Genomic DNA, 22,936 nt, shown 5'->3' with positions numbered 1-22,936 from the left:
TCGTCTCCGGAACACGCCGCAAAACGCAATGTGAATCAGGTGCTGCGCGCGGGCGGGGCCATCAACCCCGCCGTGACGAAAGCGGTGATTTGTTCGAAGACTTCTTCCGCATTGTTGGGGTCGCACACATCGGGCGCCAGTTGCTCGAGGCGATGCGTATCCGAGAACGCATACATATAGGCGCCCACCATCAAGGCCACGCGCCAGTTCACGTCCTTGGCGGGCAATTGCGGACAGATCTCCTTCAGATATTCCACGTACTCCCGCGTGGAGGCGTCGTAGGCTTCGTTTCGCAGCTTATACGAAATCTCTGCGGGCTCGGTATGCAACCGGGCCTGCAATCTCAGGAACACCCTGCCCCCCGGGGTTTCTCGCAAGGCAATGGTGGGCGCCAGGAAGGCCCGCACGACCTCGTCCACGGTCGCCGTCGATCCGCGCTGCCTGAGCTCGTCGAGACGCTTCATGCGGTCGTCGGAAATAGACCGGCCGCGCCGGATGAACACCGCTTCGTACAGGCCGTACTTGGAACCGAAGTAATAATTGATCAAGGCCTGGGTGACCGCCGCCTTGTGGGCGACTACCCGCAATGACGCGCCCGCGTAGCCCGTCTCGGAAAACACGGACTCCGCCGCATCGAGTATGCGCTCGGAGGTGTTGTCGCCCACGCCTTCCGGCCGCCCCGGACGATCGCGCTTGACCCATGCCTTGCGGGCGGGAGAGGTTTGCGTGCTGCCCATAAAAATCTCGATCCAATATTAAGAGCCGCAAGGAAGCGACTTCCTTGCGATCCAACTGCCGACCGCCCAAATAGTAACAAATCCTTCGGACCAGCTATTGATCGAGATGAAGGCTTAAACCGCCGCGCTGAAGTCAGTGGCGTTGTACGCATAGACCCAGTTAGCCTTGATGCCGCCGGCATGAGGATCTTTTTTTTGCTGCTCTCGGTATTCGGCGTCGCGCCTGGCCTGTTCCTCCTTCGAGGACAAATGGTAGGTCTTGCCCCGCTCACGCGCTTCAAGCTGGACGCGGCTGGTGCGCGGCAGCCGTTCCGCTTCATACCTGGCCAACGCCTCGTCCAGACGCCCCGGCAATGCCTCCAGGGCCTGGGCCAGCACATAGCCGTCCTCAATGGCCATGGCCGCGCCTTGCGACAAGAAAGGCAGCATGGGATGGGCCGCGTCGCCCAGCAGCGTCACGCGTCCCTTGGACCACTTGGTCATGGGATCGCGGTCGAACAGGCCCCAGCGGTATACCTCGGTCACGCGCTCGAACAGCTTCGCGATGTTCGGGTGCCAGCCCTCGAAGTCCGCCAGAAGCTCTTCGCGTGTGCTGCGCGCATTCCACGACTCCTCCACCCAATTGGCCGTTTCGCTCACGGCGACGATATTCACGCCCTTGCCGCCGTTGACGTAGTACGTCACCACATGACTCTTGGGGCCCAGCCAGAAAGAGGCTTCCGGCGCCACGAAATCCGGCATTTCATCGAACGGAACCACGGCGCGGTAACACATGTTCCCGGTGAAATGCGGCTCTTCCTCCCCGAACAAGGCACGGCGAACTTCGGAGCGCACACCATCCGCGCCCACGATCAGGTCCGCCTCGAACGTCGAACCGTCGGCAAAATGCGCCACCGCCTTTCCCTCGTCCTGCGCCACGCCCGTGCACTGGGCCGAGAAAGTCACATTCGCGTCGGTGATCAGCTCCGTCAGCAAATGATGCAAATCCGCGCGATGCACATGATAGAATTCGGCCCCGTACAAGCGGGGGCAATCCTGCTTCAGAGGAATGCGGAACGTCTCTTCGCCGCTATCCCAGTTCCTCCCCACCAGTGCTTCGGGCAAGAAACCCACCTTGGCCAGGGCGTCGCCCGCCCCCAGGGCCTTGATGACCTTGACGGCATTGGGCGTCATCTGGATGCCCGCGCCCACCTCGCCGAACTGCGCGGCCCGCTCGAACAAATGCGTCTGGATGCCCCGCTGCGACAATGCCGCCGCCAACGTGACGCCGCCGATTCCACCGCCGATAATGCCTACCTTCATCTTCGTGCTCATGCTCGTTCCCTTTCTTTTCCAACTTGAACACTCCGGCCGCTACTTTCACGTCCAGAGAATAAATATTAATTAAATAAACAAATAATAAATTTCAAAAATCAAATGCCTGACTGTGCCAGAAGCTGGGCGCGCAAGCCGGGATAAGGAACGACCTCGCCGTATTTTTGCTGGATGTCGAACAAGTTCGCCCTATGCGGCTCCAGCGCCCTGTCCCCCACGCAATCCTCCAGGACAAAGGGGCGAAACCCATGCGACATGGCATCGACCACGCTGGCCCGCACGCACCCGCTGGTGGTCGCGCCGGCGATCAAGAGCGTCCGCACGGCGCGCTGCGTCAGCCATGCCGCAAGATTGGTGCCGAAGAACGCGGAAGGCTCCGTCTTGCAGACCACCAGTTCCCCTTTTGCCGGCGCCAGTTCATCGACAATGGCGCTGGCCGGGTCGTCCCGCCGAAGATTCGCCAGGGGAGGAACCTTGAGGCCGAATATGTTCAGATCCGCCTTGTCGTCGGCAAACACGATCCGGCTGTGGGCGACAGGCCATCCCCGTTGCCGAGCATCCTCCAGCACCGGCCTTGTATTGGCGATCGCGTCGGCGACATTCCCGCCGCCGAACGCCTGCGGGTCGGCAAAGCCGTTGACGAAATCGACGATCAGCAGGCCAATATTGCCGGCCACATCAAGGCGGTTCCCGAAGCCCTGGCGCGCATAGACATCCTGGCCGGCCATCATGCTTCGTCCTGGCAAACCACGCCCTTGCGAACAACCACTTTGTCGTCCACCGATACCGTGCACTGCCTCAATGGAATGTCGATATGGCATGGCGTGGCGCGGCTGCCGCCCACCTCATTGTTGGGCCCCATGGAAAACAGGAAGTTGCCCTCGTAGGCGCGGGCATCCATGCCCAGAGTCTGCTCTTTGTCGTACAGCCCCAGGGTCGACCAATAGGCGCGGGGCTGCAAGCCCCAGCCCACGTGCGACATGGCATAGGCGTCGGGATCGTCGAACGACTCCATGTATTCGTTCAGCAAGTCGGCATCCAGTCCGCCTTCGATCTTGGTGACGAAACCGTTCTGCACCGTCATTTCGACCGGCTGCGCCACATACGACTTCATGGGCAAAAGGATGTCGCCCCGATCGAGCACGATCTTTCCATGCGCTCCGCCTTCGTTGGGCCAGGTAAGGATGAAGCCGCTGGGCCAGTGGTCCCATCGGCCCGGCTCGTCGACAAAGCCGTATTCCTTGACGACGGGGTATTGCCCCAACGGCAACACCAGATCGGTGCCCGCGTCCGATACCGCCCGCATGGACCCGGCGCCTTCGAGTATTCCCGCGGCCCTCACCACCCGCGCTCGGTCTTCCTCGGTGGGAACCAGGCGAGCCAGTATTTCGGGAGGTTCGACCGCCAAAAGTATCTTGGTGCCGGACTTGAGGATATCGTGCTGCTCCGGTGAAAACAGCAGTGTCATCAAATCCAGCACCAGGTCGCTGGCTTTCAACGCCGCAATGGCGGCCGGGTTGTCCGTCAAAGGAGTCGTGCCCAGATAGGCCAGCGCATCGCGGCTCAGGGACAACTCGGCATTGACCGGAGGAAGGTCGATTTGCGCCATATGCGCCCCCAGTCCGGCCAGCGCGATTTTCGCGGCGGCCAGAGTCCGGGGGTGGGTATTCGTGCTGGTCAGGATGCTGACCATCTGGCCCTTTTCCACCTTCGACAGCTTGAGCACCTGATTCCAGGCCTGGATCAATTGATAATCGGAAACCGCCATGATTGCCTCTTCGGATTTAGATGGTTACGCCCAGGAACTGCGAGCAGGCCCGATAAAAGCCTTCTTCGTTGTCCCAGGGGATCATGTGGCCGGCCTCTTCGACGCGCGTCATGGCCAGCCCTGGATTCAACGTGCGCATTTGGTCGAGATCCTCATCGAGAATGACCTCGCCCCGCGCCGCCGCCATTACCAGCGTCGGCACGGATTGAACCTGCGACAGATCGGGGAACATGTCGTCGGTGTGGAACCACTCGTAGCTTTCCAGCACAGCCCTGAGATCGCAGGTATGGAGCCATTCCGCCCGCAGTTGCAGTTGCTCCTGCGTCCAGCTTGGGCAGAACGGGCGCATCCGCTCCGCATCGCCGCCCTTTTGCATCAGCGCTATCGAATCGCGGTACCAGGCGATGTTGGACGGATAGGCGCGGCGCCCCGGGCCCGATACCGGCGGATCGACCAGCAGCAGCCTGGCCAGCGGCATGCCCCCGCCGGCGGCGGCCCGCAAGGCGATGCGCGCGCCCATCGAATGGCCCAGCAGCACGACGTCGCGCAAGCCCAGAGCCTCGATGAAAGCCCGCACATCCTGCGCGCACGCGTCCACGCCGTAGTCCAGCGCATCCGAAGCCTCGGACAGGCCGCGCCCGCGGACATCCAGGACATAGGTGTCGAAATGCCCGCCCAGCCTTTCCCCCACGAAACCCCAGGTCGGCGCGGGGCTGGTAATGCCGGGCACCAGCACCAGGGCGGGTCCGGAGCCGCCGTACCGCAGATAGTGCTGGCGGATATTATTGGCGTGGACATTCGCCCCGTAGCAAAACGTCGAGGGCGCGGCAAGCGTATTCATGCAAACTCCTTTCATCGGTCAACCTCCCAGATAAGCGCTCAGCAGATCCGGGTCATTCAACAAGCTATGACTGCTTTTCTCGGCAATGATCTTTCCTGTTTCGAGCACATAGGCACGTGACGCGACGCTCAGCGCGTTGTGCACGTTCTGCTCGACCAGCAGGATGGACACTCCGTGCGCGTTGATTTCCCGCACGACGTCGAACACCTCCAGCGCCATCTTCGGGCTCAGGCCAAGGCTGGGTTCGTCCAGGATGAGCAACTCAGGCTCGGACATCAGCGCCCTGGCGATCGCCAGCATTTGCTGCTCGCCGCCGCTCAGGGTGCCTGCAAGCTGCCCCGCGCGCTCCCGCAGCCGGGGAAACCGATGAAACGCAATATCCTTGCGCCGCTGCAGTTCCGCCTTGGACTTCAGCAAATAGCCGCCCAGCTCGACGTTTTCGGCCACGGTCATTTCGGGCCAGATGTGCCGCTCTTCCGGGCAATGAGAAATGCCCAGGCGCAGGACGCTTTCCGGCTCTCGCCCGGCAATGGCATCGCCTTTCCAGCTCACGGATCCGGCAGAGGGCCTGATCAGCCCGGAAATCGTGCGCAATGTCGTCGACTTGCCCGCGCCGTTGGCCCCCAGTAAAGCCACCACCTCGCCCTGCCTCACCCGCAGGCTGATTCCGTGCAGGGCAGTCAAATTGCCGTATCCCGCCACCACGTCGTCCAGCGCCAGCAGCGAGTGCGGATCTGTTCCAATGCTCATGCCGCCTTCCCCATGTATGCCTCAAGCACTTCTTCGTTGCGCTGGATTTCGCCGGGCGTGCCCTGCGCCAGCTTCTTGCCGAAGTTCATCACCACGATGCTGTCGGATACCTTCATGATCAAGTTCATATTGTGTTCGACCAGCAAAATGGATTCGACCCATTTCCCGGGCAGTCCCGCCAACAGTTCCGCCAAGCCGTCCGCCTCGCGCGTGTTCAGGCCAGCAGCCGGCTCGTCCAGCATCAGCAGGCGGGGCCTGGCTGCCAGCGCCACACCCACTTCCAGCAGGCGCAGCTCGCCGCAGGACAAGGAACCGGCCTGGACATCCGCCCTTTTTCCCAGCCCCATGAGGCCGAGAATGGCCTGGGACGACTCGCGGATCTCCGCCCGGGCCGCCGCCACGCGCGCATCCGGCCAGAACACGCGCCAGAACGACGTGCGATCGCGCAGATAATGCGCATGCATCAGGTTTTCGTAGGCAGTCAGGTTGCGCAGCACATTGGTTTTCTGGAAGGTGCGTATCACCCCCAACTGCGCCATGCGGCAAGGGCTCGTCGCCGTCACGTCCGCGCCATCCCACAATACCCGGCCTTGCGTGGGCCGGTAAAAGCCGGTGATCAAGTTGAAGCAGGTCGTCTTGCCCGCGCCATTCGGGCCGATCAAGCTGACGATATCCCCCTTGGGCACATCGAACCCGATATTCTGGACGGCATGGATGCCACCGAACGATTTGCTAAGGCCTTTGATTTCAAGCATGGCCGGCCTCCTTGAAGAACGACTGGAAACGTTGCCGCGCATAGCCCATCACACCGTCGGGCGCGAACAGCACCACGGCCATGACGATCAGCCCGAACAGGGACAAACGCAGCTCGTTGAATTCGCGCAGGTAGGCTTCGAGCAGGGTCACGATGACGGCGCCCAGCACGGGCCCTATCAAAGAACCCTTGCCGCCCAGCAGGACGATGATGATCATGGTTGCCGTGAACGGGAAACTGAATACCTCGGGACCCACGAAGGAAATGTAGGTGGCGTAATACGCTCCCGACAGACCCGCCAGGAAGGCGGCCACCACGAATACGAACAATGAATAGCGAAAGGGGTCTATGCCCACGGACTGAGCGACATAGCGGTTTTCGCGCAGGGTCACGGCCGCCCTGCCCGCACTGGAATACACCAGGCGGTAACCGACGAAGAAGGTGATGGCAAGCAGCGCCGCTCCCAGCATGACGAAGCCCCGCTTGCCAGCCAGCCAGGGCAACAGGTCGAAAACGGCGGGATGCGGAATGCCGGCGATCCCCATGGGACCGTTCGTCAAGGCAACCCAGTTGCCGGCAAGCAAGCGCAGCACCTCGGCGAACGCCAGGGTAATGATGACGAAGAAGGGACCGTTCAGGCGCAAGGTGATCCGCCCGATGAGCCAGCCGAATACCGCGGCAACCAAGGCAGCCAGCGGAATGGCAGCCGCCAGGGGCAGGCCCACGGCCGGCGTGCTAAGCAACGCGACCGTATAGGCGCCCAGCCCGAAGAACGCCACGTGTCCCAAGGGGAATTCACCCACGTAGCCCACGATGAGGTTGAGGCTGCTGGCCAATATGGCGTACATCAGCACCATGACGAGGATGTGCAGCAGGTAGTCGTTCCGCAGAAAGATCCCCAGCAGTACCGATACAACCAGAAATCCGGCCAGGACATTACGTTCGAATTTCATTTAGGCACGCTCCGCACGAACCGAGAACAAACCGTAGGGACGGAAAAAAAGTATCAAGATCACCAGCGCGAATCCCACCATGTCGACGGTGCCGGTCTGGACATACCCGCCCCACAGTGCCTCGGCCACCCCCAGGATCAGGCCGCCGAGGATGGCGCCGGCAAAATTGCCCATGCCGCCCAGGATCACGACGACGAAGGCCTTGAGACTGATCAGCCCGCCGATGGATGCCTGCGCCACATAGATGGATCCAAGCAGCATTCCCGACGTAGCGGCCAATGCCGAGCCCAGCGCAAACGTCGATGCGTAGATGGAAGCTGTGTTGATGCCCACCAGGCTGGCTGCCGTGGCGTCCTGGAAGGTTGCCCGCATGGCCTTGCCCAGCTTGGTCTTCTGGATCAGCAAGCGGGCGCCGACGATGGCGGCGATGGAAACCGCGATGGCAAACAAGCGCACTTCGGTGATGATGATGGGACCAAGAAGCAGCGGCGTGCTGGGAACCGGCGCCAGCACTTTCTGCGGCGCCGTCCCAACCAGCATCAAGGCCGTGTTCGTCAGGAAGATCGCCAGCCCTATGGTCAGCAGAATGCCAGGCTCCGGCCCTTTATCGCGGATCCTCACGATTACGTAGCGATCCAGCAGCCAGCCAAACGCAGCCATGACCGCCACCACTACGACCAGACCGGAAAAGAAGTCCATGGACAGCTTCTGGGTGACGACCCAGCCCAGCAACCCTCCAATCATGTAGAACTCGCCATGCGCGAAATTCACCAGCCTCATCAGGCCGAATATCAATGTCAGGCCAAGCGCCGACAAAGCGTAGAACGTCCCGTTGACCAGTCCATTCACGACAAACTGCAAAAACAAATCAAACACAATGCCTCCTTCCATGAATGGACCGGGCACGCATGGCGACCCAGTTCCTTGGCAGCTTGCTATTTGTCGTCAGTGACCGTGGCTTGCGCGACGATTTCCGGCTTCCCGTCGTTCAGGCGCACCAGGACGGCGTCGAAACCATAAGCCTGATGCTTGGCGTCGAACTTGAAGGAGCCGTTGGGGCCGTGATAGTCGGTCTTGGCCATTGCCTGGCGGATCTTGTCCGGATCGGCCGAGCCGGCGCGCTCAATGGCATCCATGATGATGTTCAGCGCGTTGTAGCCGGCGGCCGAATACTTGCCGGGCAGTTCCCCGTATTCGGTCTTGTATGCCGCGACGAATTTTTTATTCTCGGGGCGATCGATGGTGTAGGCATAAGGCACGGCGGCATGTATGCCCTGGGCGGCGTCGCCCGCCAGCTTCACGAAATCGGCCGTGGCCCAGCTGCCCACGCCGAAGACCTTGCTTTGAAGGTTGACCTCCTTCATCTGCTTGACGAGGATGGAGCCGTCCTGGGTTTCCGCCGCGACGAACACACCGTCGGGCTTGGCCGCGCGCACTCGCGTCAACATGGTGTAGAAATCCGTCGTGCCATGGTCGAAGTAAAGCTTCATGGCCGTCTCGCCGCCCATGGCTTCGATCTGCTTCGAAAACTCGTTCATGCCGCCGCGGCCCCAGTCATCGTTGACCCCGATGTATGCAATCTTCTTCAGATGCAACTGGTCGACCAGAATCTTGGCGAACGCGCGGGCCAGCAAGCCGTCCGTTTCCGCGCTGCGGAAGAACCACTCGTTGCCGCGCTCGGTCAGGTCGCTTTTGGACGACACACCCGACAGCAGCGGCACCTTGTACTTCGCCGCAACACTCATCGCCGCAATCGTCGCCGAGCTGCAGAACGCCCCCGAGATCACCGGTACTTTGTCCTGCTGGATCAGTTTTTCGGCCGCGTTGACCGTCTTCGAGGGCTGGCATTCCCCGTCTTCGACGACTAGCTCCACCTGCTTGCCCAGCACGCCGCCCTTGGCATTGCGCTCTTTCACGGCAATTTTGGAACCGTTCACGTCAGCCGCGCCGTTATATGCCACCGAGCCCGTCAAAGGCTGAATCACGCCTATCCTGATCGTGTCGGCGGCGTGGGCCGTCATCGCCGCGGCGCTCGCGACAACCGACAATGCCAATACTGTCATCCTCATAAGCCATCTCCTTGTGTTCGTGGTTTTGCTGCGCCGTCGCCATGCGGCAAAGCATTCCCATAATATTAACTAAACGATCAATAAATAAAATCTAGGGAATTCCTTAATTGACTGATCGATTAATAAATATAGAAACGGAAGAGCATGGAAAACTCTAGATACCCAGCCCATTAACAACATAATGGGCTCTGAAGCGGAGAAGATTTTTGATACAAGCTGCGTAGTGTGCCAATTTGACAACACCCCAAAAAAGCCCCATAATCGCGATCTTTGGTTCAAGATGGGTTGGTAGCTCAGTTGGTAGAGCACCGGACTTTTAATCCGTTGGTCCCGGGTTCGAGCCCCGGCCAGCCCACCAACAAACCCAAAAGAAATCAATACGTTAAAGCCGCCCTGGGGCGGCTTTTTCTATTTATGCTTTTTGTCGTGCCGGAAAGCCTGCGAGTTGGCAGGGTGTATTGGATGCGTGGCCTGTGCAAGCACCGCCAAGCCGATTGGCCGTCCTCCCTCCGTCGGGAACGACTCCACCTTCCCGGCTCCTAAGGCTTTTTCGCGCAATCGGGACCTTCGTTTGCCTGCTTCAAATACGCGATCAGGTCAGCCCTCTCCTGAGGATCGGGAATGCCGGCATAACCCATGGCCGTCCCGGGAATCGCGGTCATGGGGTTGGCCAGAAACCAGTTCAGCGTCTTTTCATCCCACACGATGTGCGAATCGCGCATCGCCTGGGAATACGGAAACCCCTTGACCGACCCGGCCTTGCGCCCGAACAGGCCGCAATGCCGGGGGCCGGTTCTATCGTACGCCAGGGCATGGCAGGCCAGGCACCGGGAATAGATTTCCTTCCCCCGCGCCGCATCGCCCGTCATGGGGGCCTGGGCATAAGCGACGCTGGCACCCAGGCCCCCAATACAGAGACAAAGCAGCCAGGCAAGCCTCCCGTTCATGACATGAAGGCCGAGGGGACCGGGGCCTCTCCCAATGCCTGCCGCAGAACAGCCCAATGCATGGCCTCGTCGCCCAGTATGCTGGCGGCCGCCTTGGCCAGGTCGCGATTGTCGAACACGGGCACCGCGCCAAGATAGGCGCTGACGGCGCCCTTCTCGAGCATGGCCGCAAAACGCAGAACGTCGGCCTGCGTTTTGAGCGTATCCGTCGGGAAGTGGTATTTTTCTTTCGCGACAACTGCTTTGCCGCCCAGCTTGCCCACGGTTTTTGCCAGCAACTCCGCATGCTCGCGGTGCTGTCCCTGGAAGGTCAGGGCCAGATCCAGCGCCGGCTTTTTCAGCAGGCCGCTGTCGGCCCCCAATTGATAGGCGGCGACCGCCTCGAGTTCGGCGCCCAGCGCGCTGTTCAGAACCCGCACATCCGATTCGGCCGACTTCGAGCCCTGGCCCTTGGCCAACACCTCGTTGCCCGCCATCAACGCCACGGCGGCCCCCGAAAGCATCAAACCAGAACGGCCCAGGAAAAAACGCCGCGAGCCGCTCAAGCCCTGGTCAGGCTGTGAAAGATAGTTGAGAAACGACATAACATCACTCCTATTCAAGAACTTCATCCGACAAAAGACAACAGCAGTCCCGTCCTCAGCGGCCAATAGCCGGAGGATAGGTACAACGACAAGAAAAGGGATAGGGAACGGGCGTCAGGAAGGCGGCGCCGGAGCCTGCTCCAGGCGGCTGAGCACCGCCGCGACGATGCGGTCGCAGCGCGCGCCGGCAAATGAAAAAGCGTCTTCCAGGCCCAGCCCCACGTCGCGCGCCATCATTTTGCGCAACAGGGCTCTGGCCCTGAAGTAGCGGGTGCGCACGGTCGAGGCGGGAATGCCCAGGCATGCCGACACCTCGTCGACCGGCAAGCCCTCGACCGCGCGCATGACGAATACCGTCCGAAACTCATCGGGCAGTTCATCGATTTTCGCTTCGATCAATCGGCGCATTTCTTGACGTGCCATGGCCTGCTCCGGCTGCTCGGGCCTCGCCCCGTTGATGCCGCCCCGCACTCCGTCGTCGAACGACTCGAGCGCGTCGCTGAATTCCAGCAAGGCGGAAAGGCGCTTGCCTTTGCGCAAGCGCCGGGTCGATTCGTTGACGACGATCCGCGTCAGCCACGTGGAAAGGCTGGCCTCCCCCCGGAATGTGCCCATGGCCCGATAGGCAAGGTAAAAAGCTTCCTGAACCGCCTCTTCCGCGTCGGCCTCGTTGTGCAGAATGCTGCGCGCCACGCGGTAAAGCCTTTGGTTGTAGCGGCGCATCAGCACCGTCAGCGCGCGCGGACTGCCTTGCGCGACGCATTGCGCCAGGCCGGCATCCGTGTCGGGCAAATCGGGGGGATGAATCAGCGCGAGCGGCATGCGGCGTCCTTTTACGAGTAGCTTTACCCATTGGAGGCCGAAAGCCGGGCCGGCGTTCCCGGCCCGCTGCATCAGCGTATGCGGGAGATGCGCACCTCGGCGCCGCGCCGCTTCACTTCCAGGCCCTCGGAGGGGAGAATACGCAGGCCTTCCAGCCCTTTGATGTAGCTGGATCCCTGCATCTGCATGACGCGTATCTTGTTGCGCATGACGACCGGGCTATGCTCGGGCATGCCGAACATCCAGACCTCGTCGAGCAGCCGCGCCGAATTGAACTCGCTGGTATTTTGAACCACGGGCCCCAGGCACAGCATATGCCCTTCCCGGCCGAAGATGGGCAGGGTATCGAGCCCCGCCCGCACCGTCCAGGTGGTGCCGCCCTCGTAGCGCCAGCCGGTGTTCAGGTCCCACCACGCATCTCCTTCGGGCAAATACACTTTTGTTTCCTCGCCCGGCGTCAAGACGGGGGCGACCAGCAGGGCGGGCCCCAGCAGATACTGGGTGTCCCAGGCATGCGCCACGGGATCGCCCGGAAAGGCCAGCGCCATCGACCGCTGCACAGGCAGGCCGGTGCGCACGGCATCCTCGATGATGCCCAGCACGTACGGCACCAGGCGATAACGCCATTGCAGCCAATGCTGCACGAGAGCCCGGGTTTTATCGTCGAAAGCGCCCGGCAGCAAAGCGGGCAGGCCCTGGAAACTGAAATTGGCCGAAAACACGCTGGCGGCAAGCCAGCGTATGTAAAGCTCGGCGTTCATGCCGTTGGCCGGCGCCTCGGCGTTGCCCAAGGTGTGCATCTGCACCGGCACGCCGCTGGCGCCCAAGGCCAGCGCCGTGCGCAGCGAATGCTCGAGTCCCGCCCAGCTGTTTTCGACCTTGGGCCCGCGCTGCCAGGCATAGCGCTGCACGGCGGGGAAGAGATCGGAGCTGAGCACAACGCCTTCCTGAGGCGTCTTGTGGCCGGCGACGGCATCGAACAAGGCCCTGCGCGCCAGCAACGGGTAGATGGTGCGCAGCACCGCGCCGGTTTCGCCGCCCCGGGCGGTCACGTCGTCGGGAATGTCGAACTGCGCTTCGCACGCGGGGGCGCCCACGCCCTCGTCGAACATCTGGCGCTGGCGTTCGGACCAAAGCTTGTAGACGTCTTTATAGGTAAGATCGAGCAGGCCGAACGGCTTGCCCCCGGAAGCCGCGCAACCCGCGAAAACATGGGCGCTGCCGTTGTCGCCAAGAAGCAGCCAGCCGCGGTCTTCCCATTCGTCGAACAGGCTGGAGCCGGCCAAGACACCCGGAAACGTCGGCGCCACAATCTGGACGGCAAGCTCCTGGAAATCCGCCAGCACTGCCCTGGCGTCTTCGACACGCGAAGCATCCCACTCGAACGCCGGCTTGTCGGCTTGAAAGCCATAAACGACAGGCGCCGCCAGTTGAACCGCGTCCAGGCCCAGCCCGGATTCGCGCAATTGCCGCACTTGCGCCAACGTCGCCTGGACAGACTGGCCTTCGGCCTGATCCAGCCAGACTCCCATGGGCCACAAGCCGGGCTGGCCGGCCCGGCCCGTCAGCGCCGTATACTGGTTGAGGATTTCCGCCGGTTCGCCGGCAAACAAAAAGACATCCAGCACCGGATCGTGCAGGGCTATGGAATAAACCTCGGGGTTCTCGGCGCCAAGATCGTGCTCGACCCGTCCCAGGCTGTTGACATAGACGCCCCAGCCCTTGGTGCTCCATGCCAGAGGCAGCGCCCGGCCGCGCGGATGGTCGGCGACGATTTTTTGCCCGCGCCGCTCCAGGTCGCCCGCGGTCTCGCCCAGGCCATACAGGCTGTCGTCGCCGTCAAGGTCGAACCCCAGGCGCCAGCCCCGCCCCCCATCCTGGGTGCGGGCCAGGCCCAGCGCCGCCAGAGGCTCCGTGGCAACCAGGCATTGGCCGGACCGGCTCAATGTGAACTGCAAGGGCGAATGCGTGAGTTCCAGGACGACGTCGCCCTGCTCAAGGCGCCAGCCCTGCTGCTCGCGCTCGGGAATGGAGCTGACCGCCAGCTCGCCTACCGCCTCCTGGCGGGCCAGCAGCATCTCGGCTTGCTGGCGCGAGCGCATGGTGGGTTTTTCTTCGAGCAGCACGGCGGCCGGCGCCACGCGCAGACGATACACGCCGGGCGCATGCGCCTCGACATGGAGCTGCAGGTCGGTGTCGTCGACGGCGAAATCGACGCGTGTCGATTTCGCGGTTAAAAACTGTAAGGCGTTCAGTTGCGTCACGTGAGCAAAGTCAGACTTGGGCGGCACAGCGCAATCCTTGGTAATTAGCTAAAACTCATTAAAAGATACTATTTTGACGGATTTGCGCTATAAAATAAAATCGGCTCAATTCCATGCTTTCAAAAAAACCTTAAAAATTGCTCAGCGCGGCGCCACGGCGCGCAATAAATCGCGCTCCAGCATCAAAGGCTCATGGTGCAACGCCGCGGCAATAATGTCTCCCGCCAGGGCCGACCATGTCAAGCCTCTCGACCCATAGGCGCAAGCCAGCCATACGCCGGGGGCTCCCTCCAGCTCTCCGATGACAGGCAGGCGGCCGGCGACCACGGCCCGCCAACCCGCCCAGCCCTCGCCGCCCGCTACCCAGCCGGCCAGTTCATCCTTCGGAACGTCCAGCATGCCGGACAGCTTGCCGGCGATATCCATCCTGCCCTGGGCCGTGACCAGGCTTTCTGCGGCGTTGGGCACATAGGTGCTGCCGCCCACGCATACCCCGGCGGTACGGGGCAGCCAGTACCCTGCCCCGCCCAGGATCAACGAAGGCTCATGGCCGGGATCTGGATCGAAATAACTGACCTGCCCGGCCAGTTCATGCATGGCTCGCAACTTGGACAGACCCTCGCCCATCGGCAATAGTCCGCGAGCCCGGGCCGCGTTGGCCAGCACCACCGTACTCCCCTCGGCAAGCGGCGAACCTCCGGCATCCAGAACCCGCCAGCCGCCGCGGGCCGGCTCCAGCCCGCCCGCGCTCGCGGCCAAGCAGCGCACGCCCGGGCTGCCCAGCAAGGCCTCGATAAGAAGCTCGGGCCGGACCAGTTGCCCGTCGGAGAAATACACCCCGCCCTGCTCCACCCGAAAACCCGCAAGCCGCGAAACATCGCCGCCATCCAGCCACGACACCCAGTCGCGGGGAAACGACAAGGCATCCAGGACCCGGCGGCGCTCGCTTTCCTCGGTTTCATCCTGCGCCAGCTCGATGGTTCCGCAACGGCTCGGCCGCGCGCGGGCGGGCAGCGGCTGCCAGCGCTGCAAGGCCCGTTGCGATCCGGCGCGCGTCAGCCTGGCCCGCAAATCGTCGTCGCGCGAGATCAGCGGCGTGATCGCCGCGGCCACATGGCCCTTATGGCTGGCGCCCAGGCCCCGCTCGAATACCGGGTCGATGACCAGGCACGGCCGGCCGCGCAGGGCGAGGCTGTGCGCCACGCCGGCGCCGGCCAGTCCCCCGCCCACCACCAGCACTGCGTCCTGCGGAGCCGAACGAGGCTCGTCGCGCCCGAGATTGGGACGCAGCACCGCCACTGTCATGTCGCGGGTGCCGCCCAGGCCCGGCGCCCTGGAAACCAGGAAGCCGGCATTGGACAAGGCATCGCGCACCTCCCTGGCCGTGCACCACGTGGCCGCCGTCGCCCCCTTGGCAGCGAGGCGCACCAACTGCCCGAACAATGAAGGCGTCCACATCTCGGGATTCTTGCTGGGCGAAAAACCGTCCAGGAAAAACGCGTCGGCGCGGGCCTGTACCAAGTGGGCCATGCGGCCCACCGCGCCGAACGCCAGGGTCAACGTCACCGCGCCCTCCTGGAACTCCAGCCTGTGCATGCCGGGCAGCAGCGCCGGCCATTGGTCGACGAGCTGGCGCGCAAGGCCGGCCATCGAATCCGGCACACGGGGCAACAGGACACGGGCCAGATCGGCGCGGCTGAACGGATGCGCCTCGAACGACACCATATGCAGACGCGTCGAGCGCTGCGGATCGGATAGCCAGGCATGCCAGAGCGCCAGGAAATTCTGTCCCAGCCCGAACCCCGTTTCACACACCGTGAAGCCAGCCCTGCCCCTCCAGCGCTCGGGCAGGGCGTTGCCGCGCAGGAACACGTGGTCGGCCTGCGCCATGGCGCCCTGCCGGGCATGGTAGATATCGCCGTAGAGTTTGCTCACGGGCGTGCCGCCCTGGTCGAACGCCACGTCGGCTGGAACCAGGGACTCAAACTGAAAAGTCATGATGATGAAATAAGCGGCGGTTTCCCGGAATGCACGCCTGCGCACCCAAAGACACCGGATCAAATGTTGCGTAAACTAAGAAGCCACGTTACCAGAGCACGATCGAATTGTATGAAATCTTCCTCGTTGCACCTTAGCGAATGCCTCAAGACTGCCGTTACCGCGGCTCACGCCGCAGCCGCCATCCTGCAGGCGCATGCTCGCCATCGCAATGATTTGATCGTCGACCAGAAAGCGCAAAACGATCTCGTCTCGCAGGCGGATCGCGAGGCGGAAGACGCCATCATCGCCATCCTGCGCGAGCAAACCCCCGAGTTCGGCATCATCGCCGAAGAATCGGGCAGCAGCGGCGGCTCGACCGCCACCTGGTATATCGACCCGCTGGACGGCACCACCAACTTCCTGCACGGCATTCCGCACTATGCCGTCTCCATCGCGCTTGTCGCCCATGCCGGCTGCATGAACGCCGACGAGCAGCCGCTGCGGCAAGACACGCCCGTCATCGCCGTCATCTACGACCCCAATCGCGAAGAGCTCTTCACCGCCATGCACGGCATAGGCGCCTGGCTCAACGAATACCGGATTTCATGCTCACAAACCCAGGTCCTGCAAGACTCGCTGCTGGCAACCGGCCTGCCGTTCCGCGATTTTTCGTTCTACGGCCAGTACATGCCAACCCTGGACGCCGCCATGCGCAATACGCGCGGTGTGCGCCGCATGGGCTCGGCCGCGCTGGATCTGGCCTGGGTGGCTTGCGGGCGCTACGACGGCTATTGGGAAATGGGCCTGGCCCCATGGGACGTTGCCGCCGGCACCCTTATCGTGCGCGAGGCGGGCGGCGCGGCCGAAGACATGCGCCACAAAGACCCCTGGCCCGTCGCAGGCTATGTATATGCAGCCAATCCGCACATCGCCGACGCCCTGGACACCATGATCCAACCCCATTTGAAGCGCGCAGAGCTCTAGTTTTTTTGCAGCACCTCGTCGCGCAGCACTCTGCGCAACAGCTTGCCGGCATTGCTTTTGGGCAGCTCGGCGCGGAACTCGACGACATGCGGACGCTTGTAGCCGGTAAGCTGGCGGGCGCACCAGTCGCGCAGGTCCTGTTCGGTCAGGGCAGGGTCTTTCTTGACGACGTACAAGGCGACCATCTCTCCGGTTTGCGCGCTGGGCAGCCCCAGCACCATGCACTCGAGAACCCCCGGATGCTGGGCAACCACCTGCTCGATCTCGTTGGGGTACACGTTGAATCCCGACACCAGGATCATGTCTTTCTTGCGGTCGATGATGCGCACCCGCCCCTCGGCGCTCATGATGCCGATGTCGCCGGTCTTGAAAAAGCCGCTGGCGGTGAATGACGCGGCAGTTTCCTCGGGCCGCTGCCAATAGCCCTTCATGACCTGCGGGCCCTTTATTGCCAGCTCTCCAGCCTCGCCGGGCGGCAGCTCGCGGTCGTTCTCGCCCAGCACGACGATGTCGGTGGACGGCAGGGGAAAGCCGATATCCCCCGAATACTCGCTGGCATTGGTAGGATTGACCAGCGCCACCGGCGAGGTCTCGGACAAACCGTAGCCCTCGATAATGGGCAGGCCGGTAACGGTCTGCCATTTCTGGGCAACGGCCTTCTGCACCGCCGACCCTCCCCCGAAACACAGCCGCAAAGCCGAAAAATCGAGCTTCGTGAACTCGGCCTTGTTGAGCAACCCGTTGAACAGGGTATTGACGGAAGGAAAGATATTGACCGGATCCTTGCGCCAGGCGGCGAGTATCGTGCCCAGCTTGCGCGGATCGGCAATGAGCACGCTGGTCATCCCCGCATGGGCGGCGAAAAGGCCGCATACGGTCAGGGCGAAGATATGGTACAGGGGCAGCGCAGTAAGAATGACCATGCCTTCGCCCTGCCTGTCGCCCAGCACGGGCAGCGCCACGGCCTGCACCTGCAGGACGTTCGCCACGAGATTGCGATGCGTCAGCATGGCGCCTTTGGGCGTTCCCGTCGTCCCGCCCGTGTATTGCAAGATGGCGACGTCGTCCCGCGCAATGCCCGGCTGGATGAAGCCCGCCGCCGCGCCTCGGCGCAACACCTGGTCCAGCGCCAGGGCGCCATCCAGGCTGTATGGCGGCACCATGCGCTTTATGTACCGCACGGCGAAGTCCAGCGCCCACCCCTTGAACCCCAGCAGGCCGCCCACCGGCACCAGCACGACATGGCGCGGGCGCGCGGGAACGGGCACCTGCTGCAAGGTGGCGGCGAAGTTCTCGAAAATGAAAATGACGTCGGCATCGCTGTCGCGCAATTGATGCTCGAGCTCGGGCGCCGTGTACATGGGATTGACATTGACGGCCACCATGCCGCAGCGCAGCGTGCCAAGCAGCACTGCCATGTACGGCATGATGTTGGGCATCATCAGGGCGACACGGCTGCCGGCGGGAAGGCCCAGGCTTTGCAGCCAGCCCGCCACGGCTTTCGCGTGCCGATCCAGCTCGGCATACGAAAGCCGGCTGCCCATGAACACCAGCGCGCACCGGTCGGCATGCCGGGCGCACGCCTGATCCAGCAGATCCACCAGCGACTCGTAGCTGTCGGGATCGATTTCCGGCGGGACGCCTTCGGGATAATGTGACAACCAGGGTTTTTGCACGAACATGCCTCTAAAAAAATGTTTGCCGACCCCGGGGGGCAGCAGGCCGCGCAGCGGCGTGGGCGCTTTTTTGCGATGCAGTTTGATGATACGCCGCGATCAGGGTACAGTTTATCGACCAGCATCACAACCAAGACGTGGACCCATGAAACTAGCCGACCCCATCGTCCAGTGGCAAGACGATCTTACCGCCATCCGGCGCGACATTCATGCCCACCCGGAACTTGCCTACGAAGAACTCAGAACCTCCGATCTGGTGGCTCGCCAGCTCGAGTCATGGGGAATAGAAATCCATCGCGGCCTGGGCGGCACCGGCGTGGTGGGCATCATACGGGGCAAGACCGATAACGGCCGCGCTGTGGGGCTGCGCGCCGACATGGACGCCCTGCCCATGCAAGAGGCCAACACCTTCGAGCATGCCAGCCGCCACCCCGGCAAAATGCACGCCTGCGGCCACGACGGCCACACGGCCATGCTGCTGTCCGCGGCGCGCTACCTGGCCGGGCACCGGGACTTCGACGGCACCGTCTATGTCATTTTCCAGCCCGCCGAGGAAGGCTTCAGCGGCGCCAGAAAAATGATCGAAGACGGCCTGTTCCAGCTGTTTCCCATGGAGGCCGTATTCGGCATGCACAATTGGCCGGGCATGCCGGCGGGCTCCTTCGGCATGGTGGCCGGCCCCATCATGGCCTCCAGCAATGTGTTCGAAATCCTCATCGAAGGCAAAGGCGCCCATGCCGCCATGCCCCACATGGGCAACGATCCCGTCATGGCGGCGGTACACCTGGCCCAGATCTTCCAGACCGTCATTTCGCGCGAGCTCGACCCGCAAGACCCGGCCGTGCTCAGCATCACCCAGATCCACGCCGGTTCGGCCGACAACGTCATCCCCAACGATGCGGCCTTGCGCGGCACCGTGCGCACCTTTTCCACCGCCGCCCTCGACCTCATCGAAAAGCGCATGGCCGAAATCACCGAACTCAGCTGCCTGGCCATGAACTGCAAGGCCAGCTTCAATTTTTCGCGCAACTATCCGCCCACGGTCAACCACCCCGACGAAGCTGCCTTCTGCGCCGAAGTGGCGGCCGACATCGTCGGAGCCGAGCACGTCGATCCCGCCGTGCGCCCCTCCATGTGCTCCGAGGATTTCGCCTTCATGCTGCAGGAAAAGCCGGGCTGCTATGTCTGGATAGGCAACGGCCAGGGCGACCACCGCAGCGCCGGCCATGGCCTGGGGCCCTGCACACTGCACAACGGCAGCTACGATTTCAACGACGCCCTTTTGCCGGTCGGGGCCACCTACTGGGTCGAACTGGCGGTGCGCCGTCTGGCCCGCGACGCGGCCGCCTCCTGACGGCCCGCAGCCATCCCGGCCTTGGCGCAAACGCGGCAGCGGGGCCGACCCGCACTCATTCGCCACGGCTTGCCACAGACTCGTTAAAATAGCGTGCTATTGTCTAAGGGATCAGGCCAGCCCGCCGCCGATGGCGCCCGCCTACCTTCAACGGGCCCGCTCCTGCGGGCCAAGACCCCGGAGCCGCACTTGGACGCCACAAACCCAACGGCCTTGCCGCCGCCCAACCGCCACGCGATCCTGCGCGTCATGCCCCAGCCCTCCGATGCCAACATCCATGGCGACGTCTTTGGCGGCTGGATCATGGCGCAAGCCGACATCGCCGCCTCGGTGCCCGCCGCACGGCGCGCCCAGGGCCGGGTCGTAACCGTGGCCGTCAACTCGTTCACGTTCAAGCAGCCGGTCTTCGTCGGCGACCTGCTCAGCTACTACGCCGAAATCGTCGCTACAGGCAGGACCTCGGTCACCGTTTTCGTCGAAGTCTACGCCGAGCGCCAGCATATGCAGTCCGAAGTCGTCAAAGTCACCGAAGCCACCTTCACCTACGTCGCCACCGACGATTCGCGCAAACCCCGCCCCCTACCCTCCGTCTAAGGTTTGCCCATGCAGGAAACCCACGCCACGCCCGAAAGCGAGCCTATTGTCATCCCCCGGCGGCTGGACCCCGAAGATGCGCAGCAGGCTCTGCAAAAGCTCCAAGGCATCCTGAAGCGGCAGGAGGTCGTCGAGGCGCTGGCCCATCGCCAATTCGAGGACGACGAGCGCTCCAACCTGCTCGAAGGCATGGTGCACCGCCAGCACGAAAACGAAATCCGGGCGATCATCAACAATCTGCATCCGTCCGACATCGCCTTCATCCTGGAGTCGCTGCCGGTCAATGAGCGCCAGGCGGTATGGCAACTGGTCGATGCCGAGCACGATGCCGACGTGCTGCTCGAGGTCGACGATTGGGCGCGGGAATCGCTCATCGAGTCCATGGACCACCAGGATCTGGTGGCGGCCACCGGCACCATGGATGCCGACGAGATCGCCGACCTGGTGGCCGACCTGCCCGCGGACGTCGTGGCCGAGGTGCAAAAGGGACTGACCGACGAAGAGCGCGCCCAGCTCATCGAAGCCATGGGCTACCCCGAGGACACGGTGGGCGCCATCATGGACTTCGAAATGGTTCGTGTGCGCGACGACGTCACCCTGGAGGTCGTGCTGCGCTACCTGCGCCGCCTGCACGAGCTGCCCGACCATACCGACCAGATCTTCGTGGTCGACCGCCAGGACAAGCTGCTGGGCACGCTGGCGCTGTCCAAGCTTTTGGTCAGCGAGCCCGACATCCACGTCGCGCAGGTCATGACCACCGACTACCTCACGCTGAATCCCCTCGACTCCGACGCCGACGCGGCGGGCGCGTTCGAGCGCTACGACCTGGTCTCCGCGCCGGTCATCGACGACCAGGGCCGCCTCATCGGCCGGGTCACCATCGCCGAGGTCGTGGACGTCATCCAGGAAGACTCGCAGGAACAGGCGCTTTCCCGCGCCGGTCTGCAAGAAGAGGACATCTTCGCGCCCGTGCTGGACGCCATGAAGAACCGCGCTCCGTGGCTGCTGGTCAATCTGTGCACAGCGTCGTTCGCCTCGTTCGTCGCCTCGCGCTTCGAGGATACCGTCAGCCACATCGTCATCCTGGCCTTCCTCATGTCCATCGTCGCCGGCATCGGCGGCAACTCAGGCAACCAGACCATGACCATGATCATCCGCGCCCTGGCCGTGGGCCGCGTCAGCGGCTCGAACGCCTGGCAGCTGGTGCGGCGCGAATCCACCGTCACACTGCTGGTAGGGCTGTGCGGCAGCCTCATCACGGCCGGCTTCGCCTGGTTCATTTCCAGTTCCTGGGCCATTGCGCTGGTCATGATAGCGGCCATGATAGGCAATATGCTTATCGGCGCCACCCTGGGCGTGCTCATCCCCATTTTGCGCGACCGCTTCGGCAAGGATCCCGCCATGGGGTCGTCCGTTCTGCTCACCTTCGCCACCGACACCCTGGGCTTCTTCCTGTTCCTGGGACTGGCGTCGGTCTTCTTAATGTAAATAAAGGGCCCCCACGCCGCGCCGCTGACGCGGCTTGCTGCCCCCCAAGGGGGCTCTTTCGCCTTGGGGCGGCCCGGCGGCGAAAGGCCCTCCGATGCCACGCAAAAAAAAGCCAGGTGAGGGCACCCGGCTTTTCACTCTTACGCCAGCCTGCCGTGGCAGTGCTTGTATTTTTTGCCGCTGCCGCAGGGGCAGGGGTCGTTGCGGCCTACCTTGGGCATGGCCGCGGCGCTGGCGGCTTCGGCGATTCCGGGGTCGGCGCCGCTCAGGGCGGCGTCGTAGTCCGAATGATGGTAGCGCACGTTGTCCAGATTGGCGGGCTCGGGCTCGGCCACTTCCACCTGCTCGGCGGACTGGATCTGTACCGTGAGCAGTACCTTCACGACGTCGTTGCGAATGCGGTCGAGCATGTCGGAGAACAGCTCGAACGCTTCGCGCTTGTATTCCTGCTTGGGGTCTTTTTGCGCATAGCCGCGCAAGTGAATGCCCTGGCGCAGGTGATCGAGCGCCAGCAAATGGCTGCGCCAATGCGTGTCGATGGCCTGCAGCAGCACCGAGCGCTCGAACGGCGCCCAGTTTTCGCGGCCGACCAGGTCCACCTTGGCCTGATACAGGCGGTTGGCCTCGGCCACCACGCGCTCATGCAGGTCGTCGTCGGTAAGATTGGGTTCTTTGTCGAGCATCTCGGCCAGCGGCATGGCGATTTGCCAGTCGGACTCCAGCAGCGTCTGCAAGGCGGGCACGTCCCACTGCTCTTCCATGCTTTGCTCGGGGATGTACGCGCGGAAAACGTCCGAGATCGCGGCCACACGCAGACTGTCGATGGTTTCGGAGACGTCGGACGACTCCAGCACCTCGTTGCGCTGCGCGTACAGAACCTTGCGCTGGTCGTTGGCCACGTCGTCGTACTCGAGCAGTTGCTTGCGCATGTCGAAGTTGCGCGCCTCGACCTTGCGCTGCGCCGATTCGATGGAACGCGACACCATGCGCGCCTCGATGGGCTCGCCCTCGGGCAGGCGCAGGCGCTCCATGATGGCGCGCACGCGGTCGCCCGCGA

21 protein-coding genes and 1 tRNA gene are annotated in these 22,936 nt (G+C 63.0%); 5 read left to right on the top strand and 17 right to left on the bottom strand.

Annotated features, from left to right (window positions below; genetic code table 11):
• Window positions 1–35: 35 nt before the first annotated feature.
• The 10 genes from VNT00_RS04580 to VNT00_RS04535 form a co-directional block, all read right to left on the bottom strand.
• On the bottom strand, window positions 36–737 hold the full coding sequence (locus VNT00_RS04580) for a TetR/AcrR family transcriptional regulator (RefSeq protein ID WP_325584977.1): 702 nt from the start codon (window positions 735–737) through the stop codon (window positions 36–38).
• Window positions 738–851: 114 nt separating this feature from the next.
• Window positions 852–2,051, bottom strand: coding sequence for an FAD-dependent monooxygenase (locus VNT00_RS04575; protein WP_325584975.1), 1,200 nt, complete (start codon window positions 2,049–2,051; stop codon window positions 852–854).
• Between the two features lie 98 nt (window positions 2,052–2,149).
• Window positions 2,150–2,779, bottom strand: a complete 630-nt coding sequence (locus VNT00_RS04570) for an isochorismatase family protein (protein ID WP_414650891.1) — start codon at window positions 2,777–2,779, stop codon at window positions 2,150–2,152.
• Window positions 2,779–3,819, bottom strand: a complete 1,041-nt coding sequence (locus tag VNT00_RS04565) for a 2,5-dihydroxypyridine 5,6-dioxygenase NicX family protein (protein ID WP_325584971.1) — start codon at window positions 3,817–3,819, stop codon at window positions 2,779–2,781. The genes VNT00_RS04570 and VNT00_RS04565 overlap by 1 nt, the downstream gene beginning before the upstream one ends.
• Before the next feature lie 16 nt (window positions 3,820–3,835).
• Complete coding sequence (locus VNT00_RS04560; RefSeq protein WP_325584969.1) at window positions 3,836–4,660, bottom strand: alpha/beta fold hydrolase; 825 nt, start codon at window positions 4,658–4,660, stop codon at window positions 3,836–3,838.
• Between the two features lie 18 nt (window positions 4,661–4,678).
• Window positions 4,679–5,410, bottom strand: a complete 732-nt coding sequence (locus VNT00_RS04555; RefSeq protein ID WP_325584967.1) for an ABC transporter ATP-binding protein — start codon at window positions 5,408–5,410, stop codon at window positions 4,679–4,681.
• Window positions 5,407–6,165: an ABC transporter ATP-binding protein gene (locus VNT00_RS04550; RefSeq protein ID WP_325584965.1), complete on the bottom strand. Its 759-nt coding sequence runs from the start codon at window positions 6,163–6,165 to the stop codon at window positions 5,407–5,409. The genes VNT00_RS04555 and VNT00_RS04550 overlap by 4 nt, the downstream gene beginning before the upstream one ends.
• Window positions 6,158–7,117: a branched-chain amino acid ABC transporter permease gene (locus VNT00_RS04545; RefSeq protein ID WP_325584963.1), complete on the bottom strand. Its 960-nt coding sequence runs from the start codon at window positions 7,115–7,117 to the stop codon at window positions 6,158–6,160. The genes VNT00_RS04550 and VNT00_RS04545 overlap by 8 nt, the downstream gene beginning before the upstream one ends.
• Window positions 7,118–7,993 carry a branched-chain amino acid ABC transporter permease gene (locus VNT00_RS04540; RefSeq protein ID WP_325584961.1) on the bottom strand — a complete coding sequence of 292 codons (876 nt, stop codon included), beginning with the start codon at window positions 7,991–7,993 and terminating at the stop codon, window positions 7,118–7,120.
• A gap of 59 nt (window positions 7,994–8,052) precedes the next feature.
• Window positions 8,053–9,186 carry an ABC transporter substrate-binding protein gene (locus VNT00_RS04535; RefSeq protein WP_325584959.1) on the bottom strand — a complete coding sequence of 378 codons (1,134 nt, stop codon included), beginning with the start codon at window positions 9,184–9,186 and terminating at the stop codon, window positions 8,053–8,055.
• 282 nt (window positions 9,187–9,468) lie between these two features.
• On the opposite strand from VNT00_RS04535, the gene VNT00_RS04530 reads away from it, so the two are divergent.
• Window positions 9,469–9,544, top strand: a tRNA-Lys gene (locus tag VNT00_RS04530).
• A 181-nt stretch (window positions 9,545–9,725) separates the two neighbouring features.
• On the opposite strand, the gene VNT00_RS04525 is transcribed toward VNT00_RS04530, so the two are convergent.
• From VNT00_RS04525 to mnmC, 5 genes are all read right to left on the bottom strand, one after another.
• Window positions 9,726–10,133: a c-type cytochrome gene (locus VNT00_RS04525; RefSeq protein WP_414650885.1), complete on the bottom strand. Its 408-nt coding sequence runs from the start codon at window positions 10,131–10,133 to the stop codon at window positions 9,726–9,728.
• Window positions 10,130–10,717 carry a ferritin-like domain-containing protein gene (locus VNT00_RS04520; protein WP_325584957.1) on the bottom strand — a complete coding sequence of 196 codons (588 nt, stop codon included), beginning with the start codon at window positions 10,715–10,717 and terminating at the stop codon, window positions 10,130–10,132. Before VNT00_RS04520 ends, VNT00_RS04525 begins: the two co-directional genes overlap by 4 nt.
• Window positions 10,718–10,831: 114 nt before the next feature.
• A complete protein-coding gene (locus VNT00_RS04515; protein WP_325584955.1) occupies window positions 10,832–11,539 on the bottom strand; it encodes an RNA polymerase sigma factor in 708 nt (235 codons plus the stop codon).
• Window positions 11,540–11,610: 71 nt separating this feature from the next.
• A complete protein-coding gene (locus VNT00_RS04510) occupies window positions 11,611–13,830 on the bottom strand; it encodes a glycoside hydrolase family 31 protein (RefSeq protein WP_325584953.1) in 2,220 nt (739 codons plus the stop codon).
• A 114-nt stretch (window positions 13,831–13,944) separates the two neighbouring features.
• Window positions 13,945–15,801: a bifunctional tRNA (5-methylaminomethyl-2-thiouridine)(34)-methyltransferase MnmC2/FAD-dependent 5-carboxymethylaminomethyl-2-thiouridine(34) oxidoreductase MnmC1 gene (mnmC, locus tag VNT00_RS04505; RefSeq protein ID WP_325584951.1), complete on the bottom strand. Its 1,857-nt coding sequence runs from the start codon at window positions 15,799–15,801 to the stop codon at window positions 13,945–13,947.
• 111 nt (window positions 15,802–15,912) lie between these two features.
• On the opposite strand from mnmC, the gene VNT00_RS04500 reads away from it, so the two are divergent.
• The gene (locus tag VNT00_RS04500) at window positions 15,913–16,767 is read left to right on the top strand and encodes an inositol monophosphatase family protein (protein WP_325584949.1); all 855 of its coding nucleotides are present in this window, start codon (window positions 15,913–15,915) and stop codon (window positions 16,765–16,767) included.
• On the opposite strand, the gene VNT00_RS04495 is transcribed toward VNT00_RS04500, so the two are convergent.
• On the bottom strand, window positions 16,764–18,443 hold the full coding sequence (locus VNT00_RS04495; protein WP_325584947.1) for an AMP-binding protein: 1,680 nt from the start codon (window positions 18,441–18,443) through the stop codon (window positions 16,764–16,766). The two genes, VNT00_RS04500 and VNT00_RS04495, sit on opposite strands and share 4 nt — an antisense overlap.
• Window positions 18,444–18,588: 145 nt before the next feature.
• On the opposite strand from VNT00_RS04495, the gene VNT00_RS04490 reads away from it, so the two are divergent.
• The 3 genes from VNT00_RS04490 to mgtE all read left to right on the top strand — a co-directional run bounded on the left by VNT00_RS04490 (window position 18,589) and on the right by mgtE (window position 21,879).
• Window positions 18,589–19,797: a M20 aminoacylase family protein gene (locus tag VNT00_RS04490; protein WP_325584945.1), complete on the top strand. Its 1,209-nt coding sequence runs from the start codon at window positions 18,589–18,591 to the stop codon at window positions 19,795–19,797.
• Between the two features lie 249 nt (window positions 19,798–20,046).
• A complete protein-coding gene (locus VNT00_RS04485) occupies window positions 20,047–20,391 on the top strand; it encodes an acyl-CoA thioesterase (protein WP_325585351.1) in 345 nt (114 codons plus the stop codon).
• A 9-nt stretch (window positions 20,392–20,400) separates the two neighbouring features.
• The gene (gene mgtE, locus VNT00_RS04480; protein ID WP_325584943.1) at window positions 20,401–21,879 is read left to right on the top strand and encodes a magnesium transporter; all 1,479 of its coding nucleotides are present in this window, start codon (window positions 20,401–20,403) and stop codon (window positions 21,877–21,879) included.
• Window positions 21,880–22,019: 140 nt separating this feature from the next.
• Here the strand turns inward: mgtE and VNT00_RS04475 are convergent.
• Window positions 22,020–22,936, bottom strand: a 917-nt coding sequence (locus VNT00_RS04475) for an SEC-C metal-binding domain-containing protein (RefSeq protein WP_325584941.1), incomplete at its 5' end; no start/stop codon positions are given.

This window comes from Eoetvoesiella sp. (genome assembly GCF_035555955.1).
Lineage (GTDB): Bacteria > Pseudomonadota > Gammaproteobacteria > Burkholderiales > Burkholderiaceae_B > Eoetvoesia.
The sequence above is the reverse complement of the archived record's forward strand: the minus strand, read 5'-3'. Positions and strand labels throughout refer to the sequence as shown.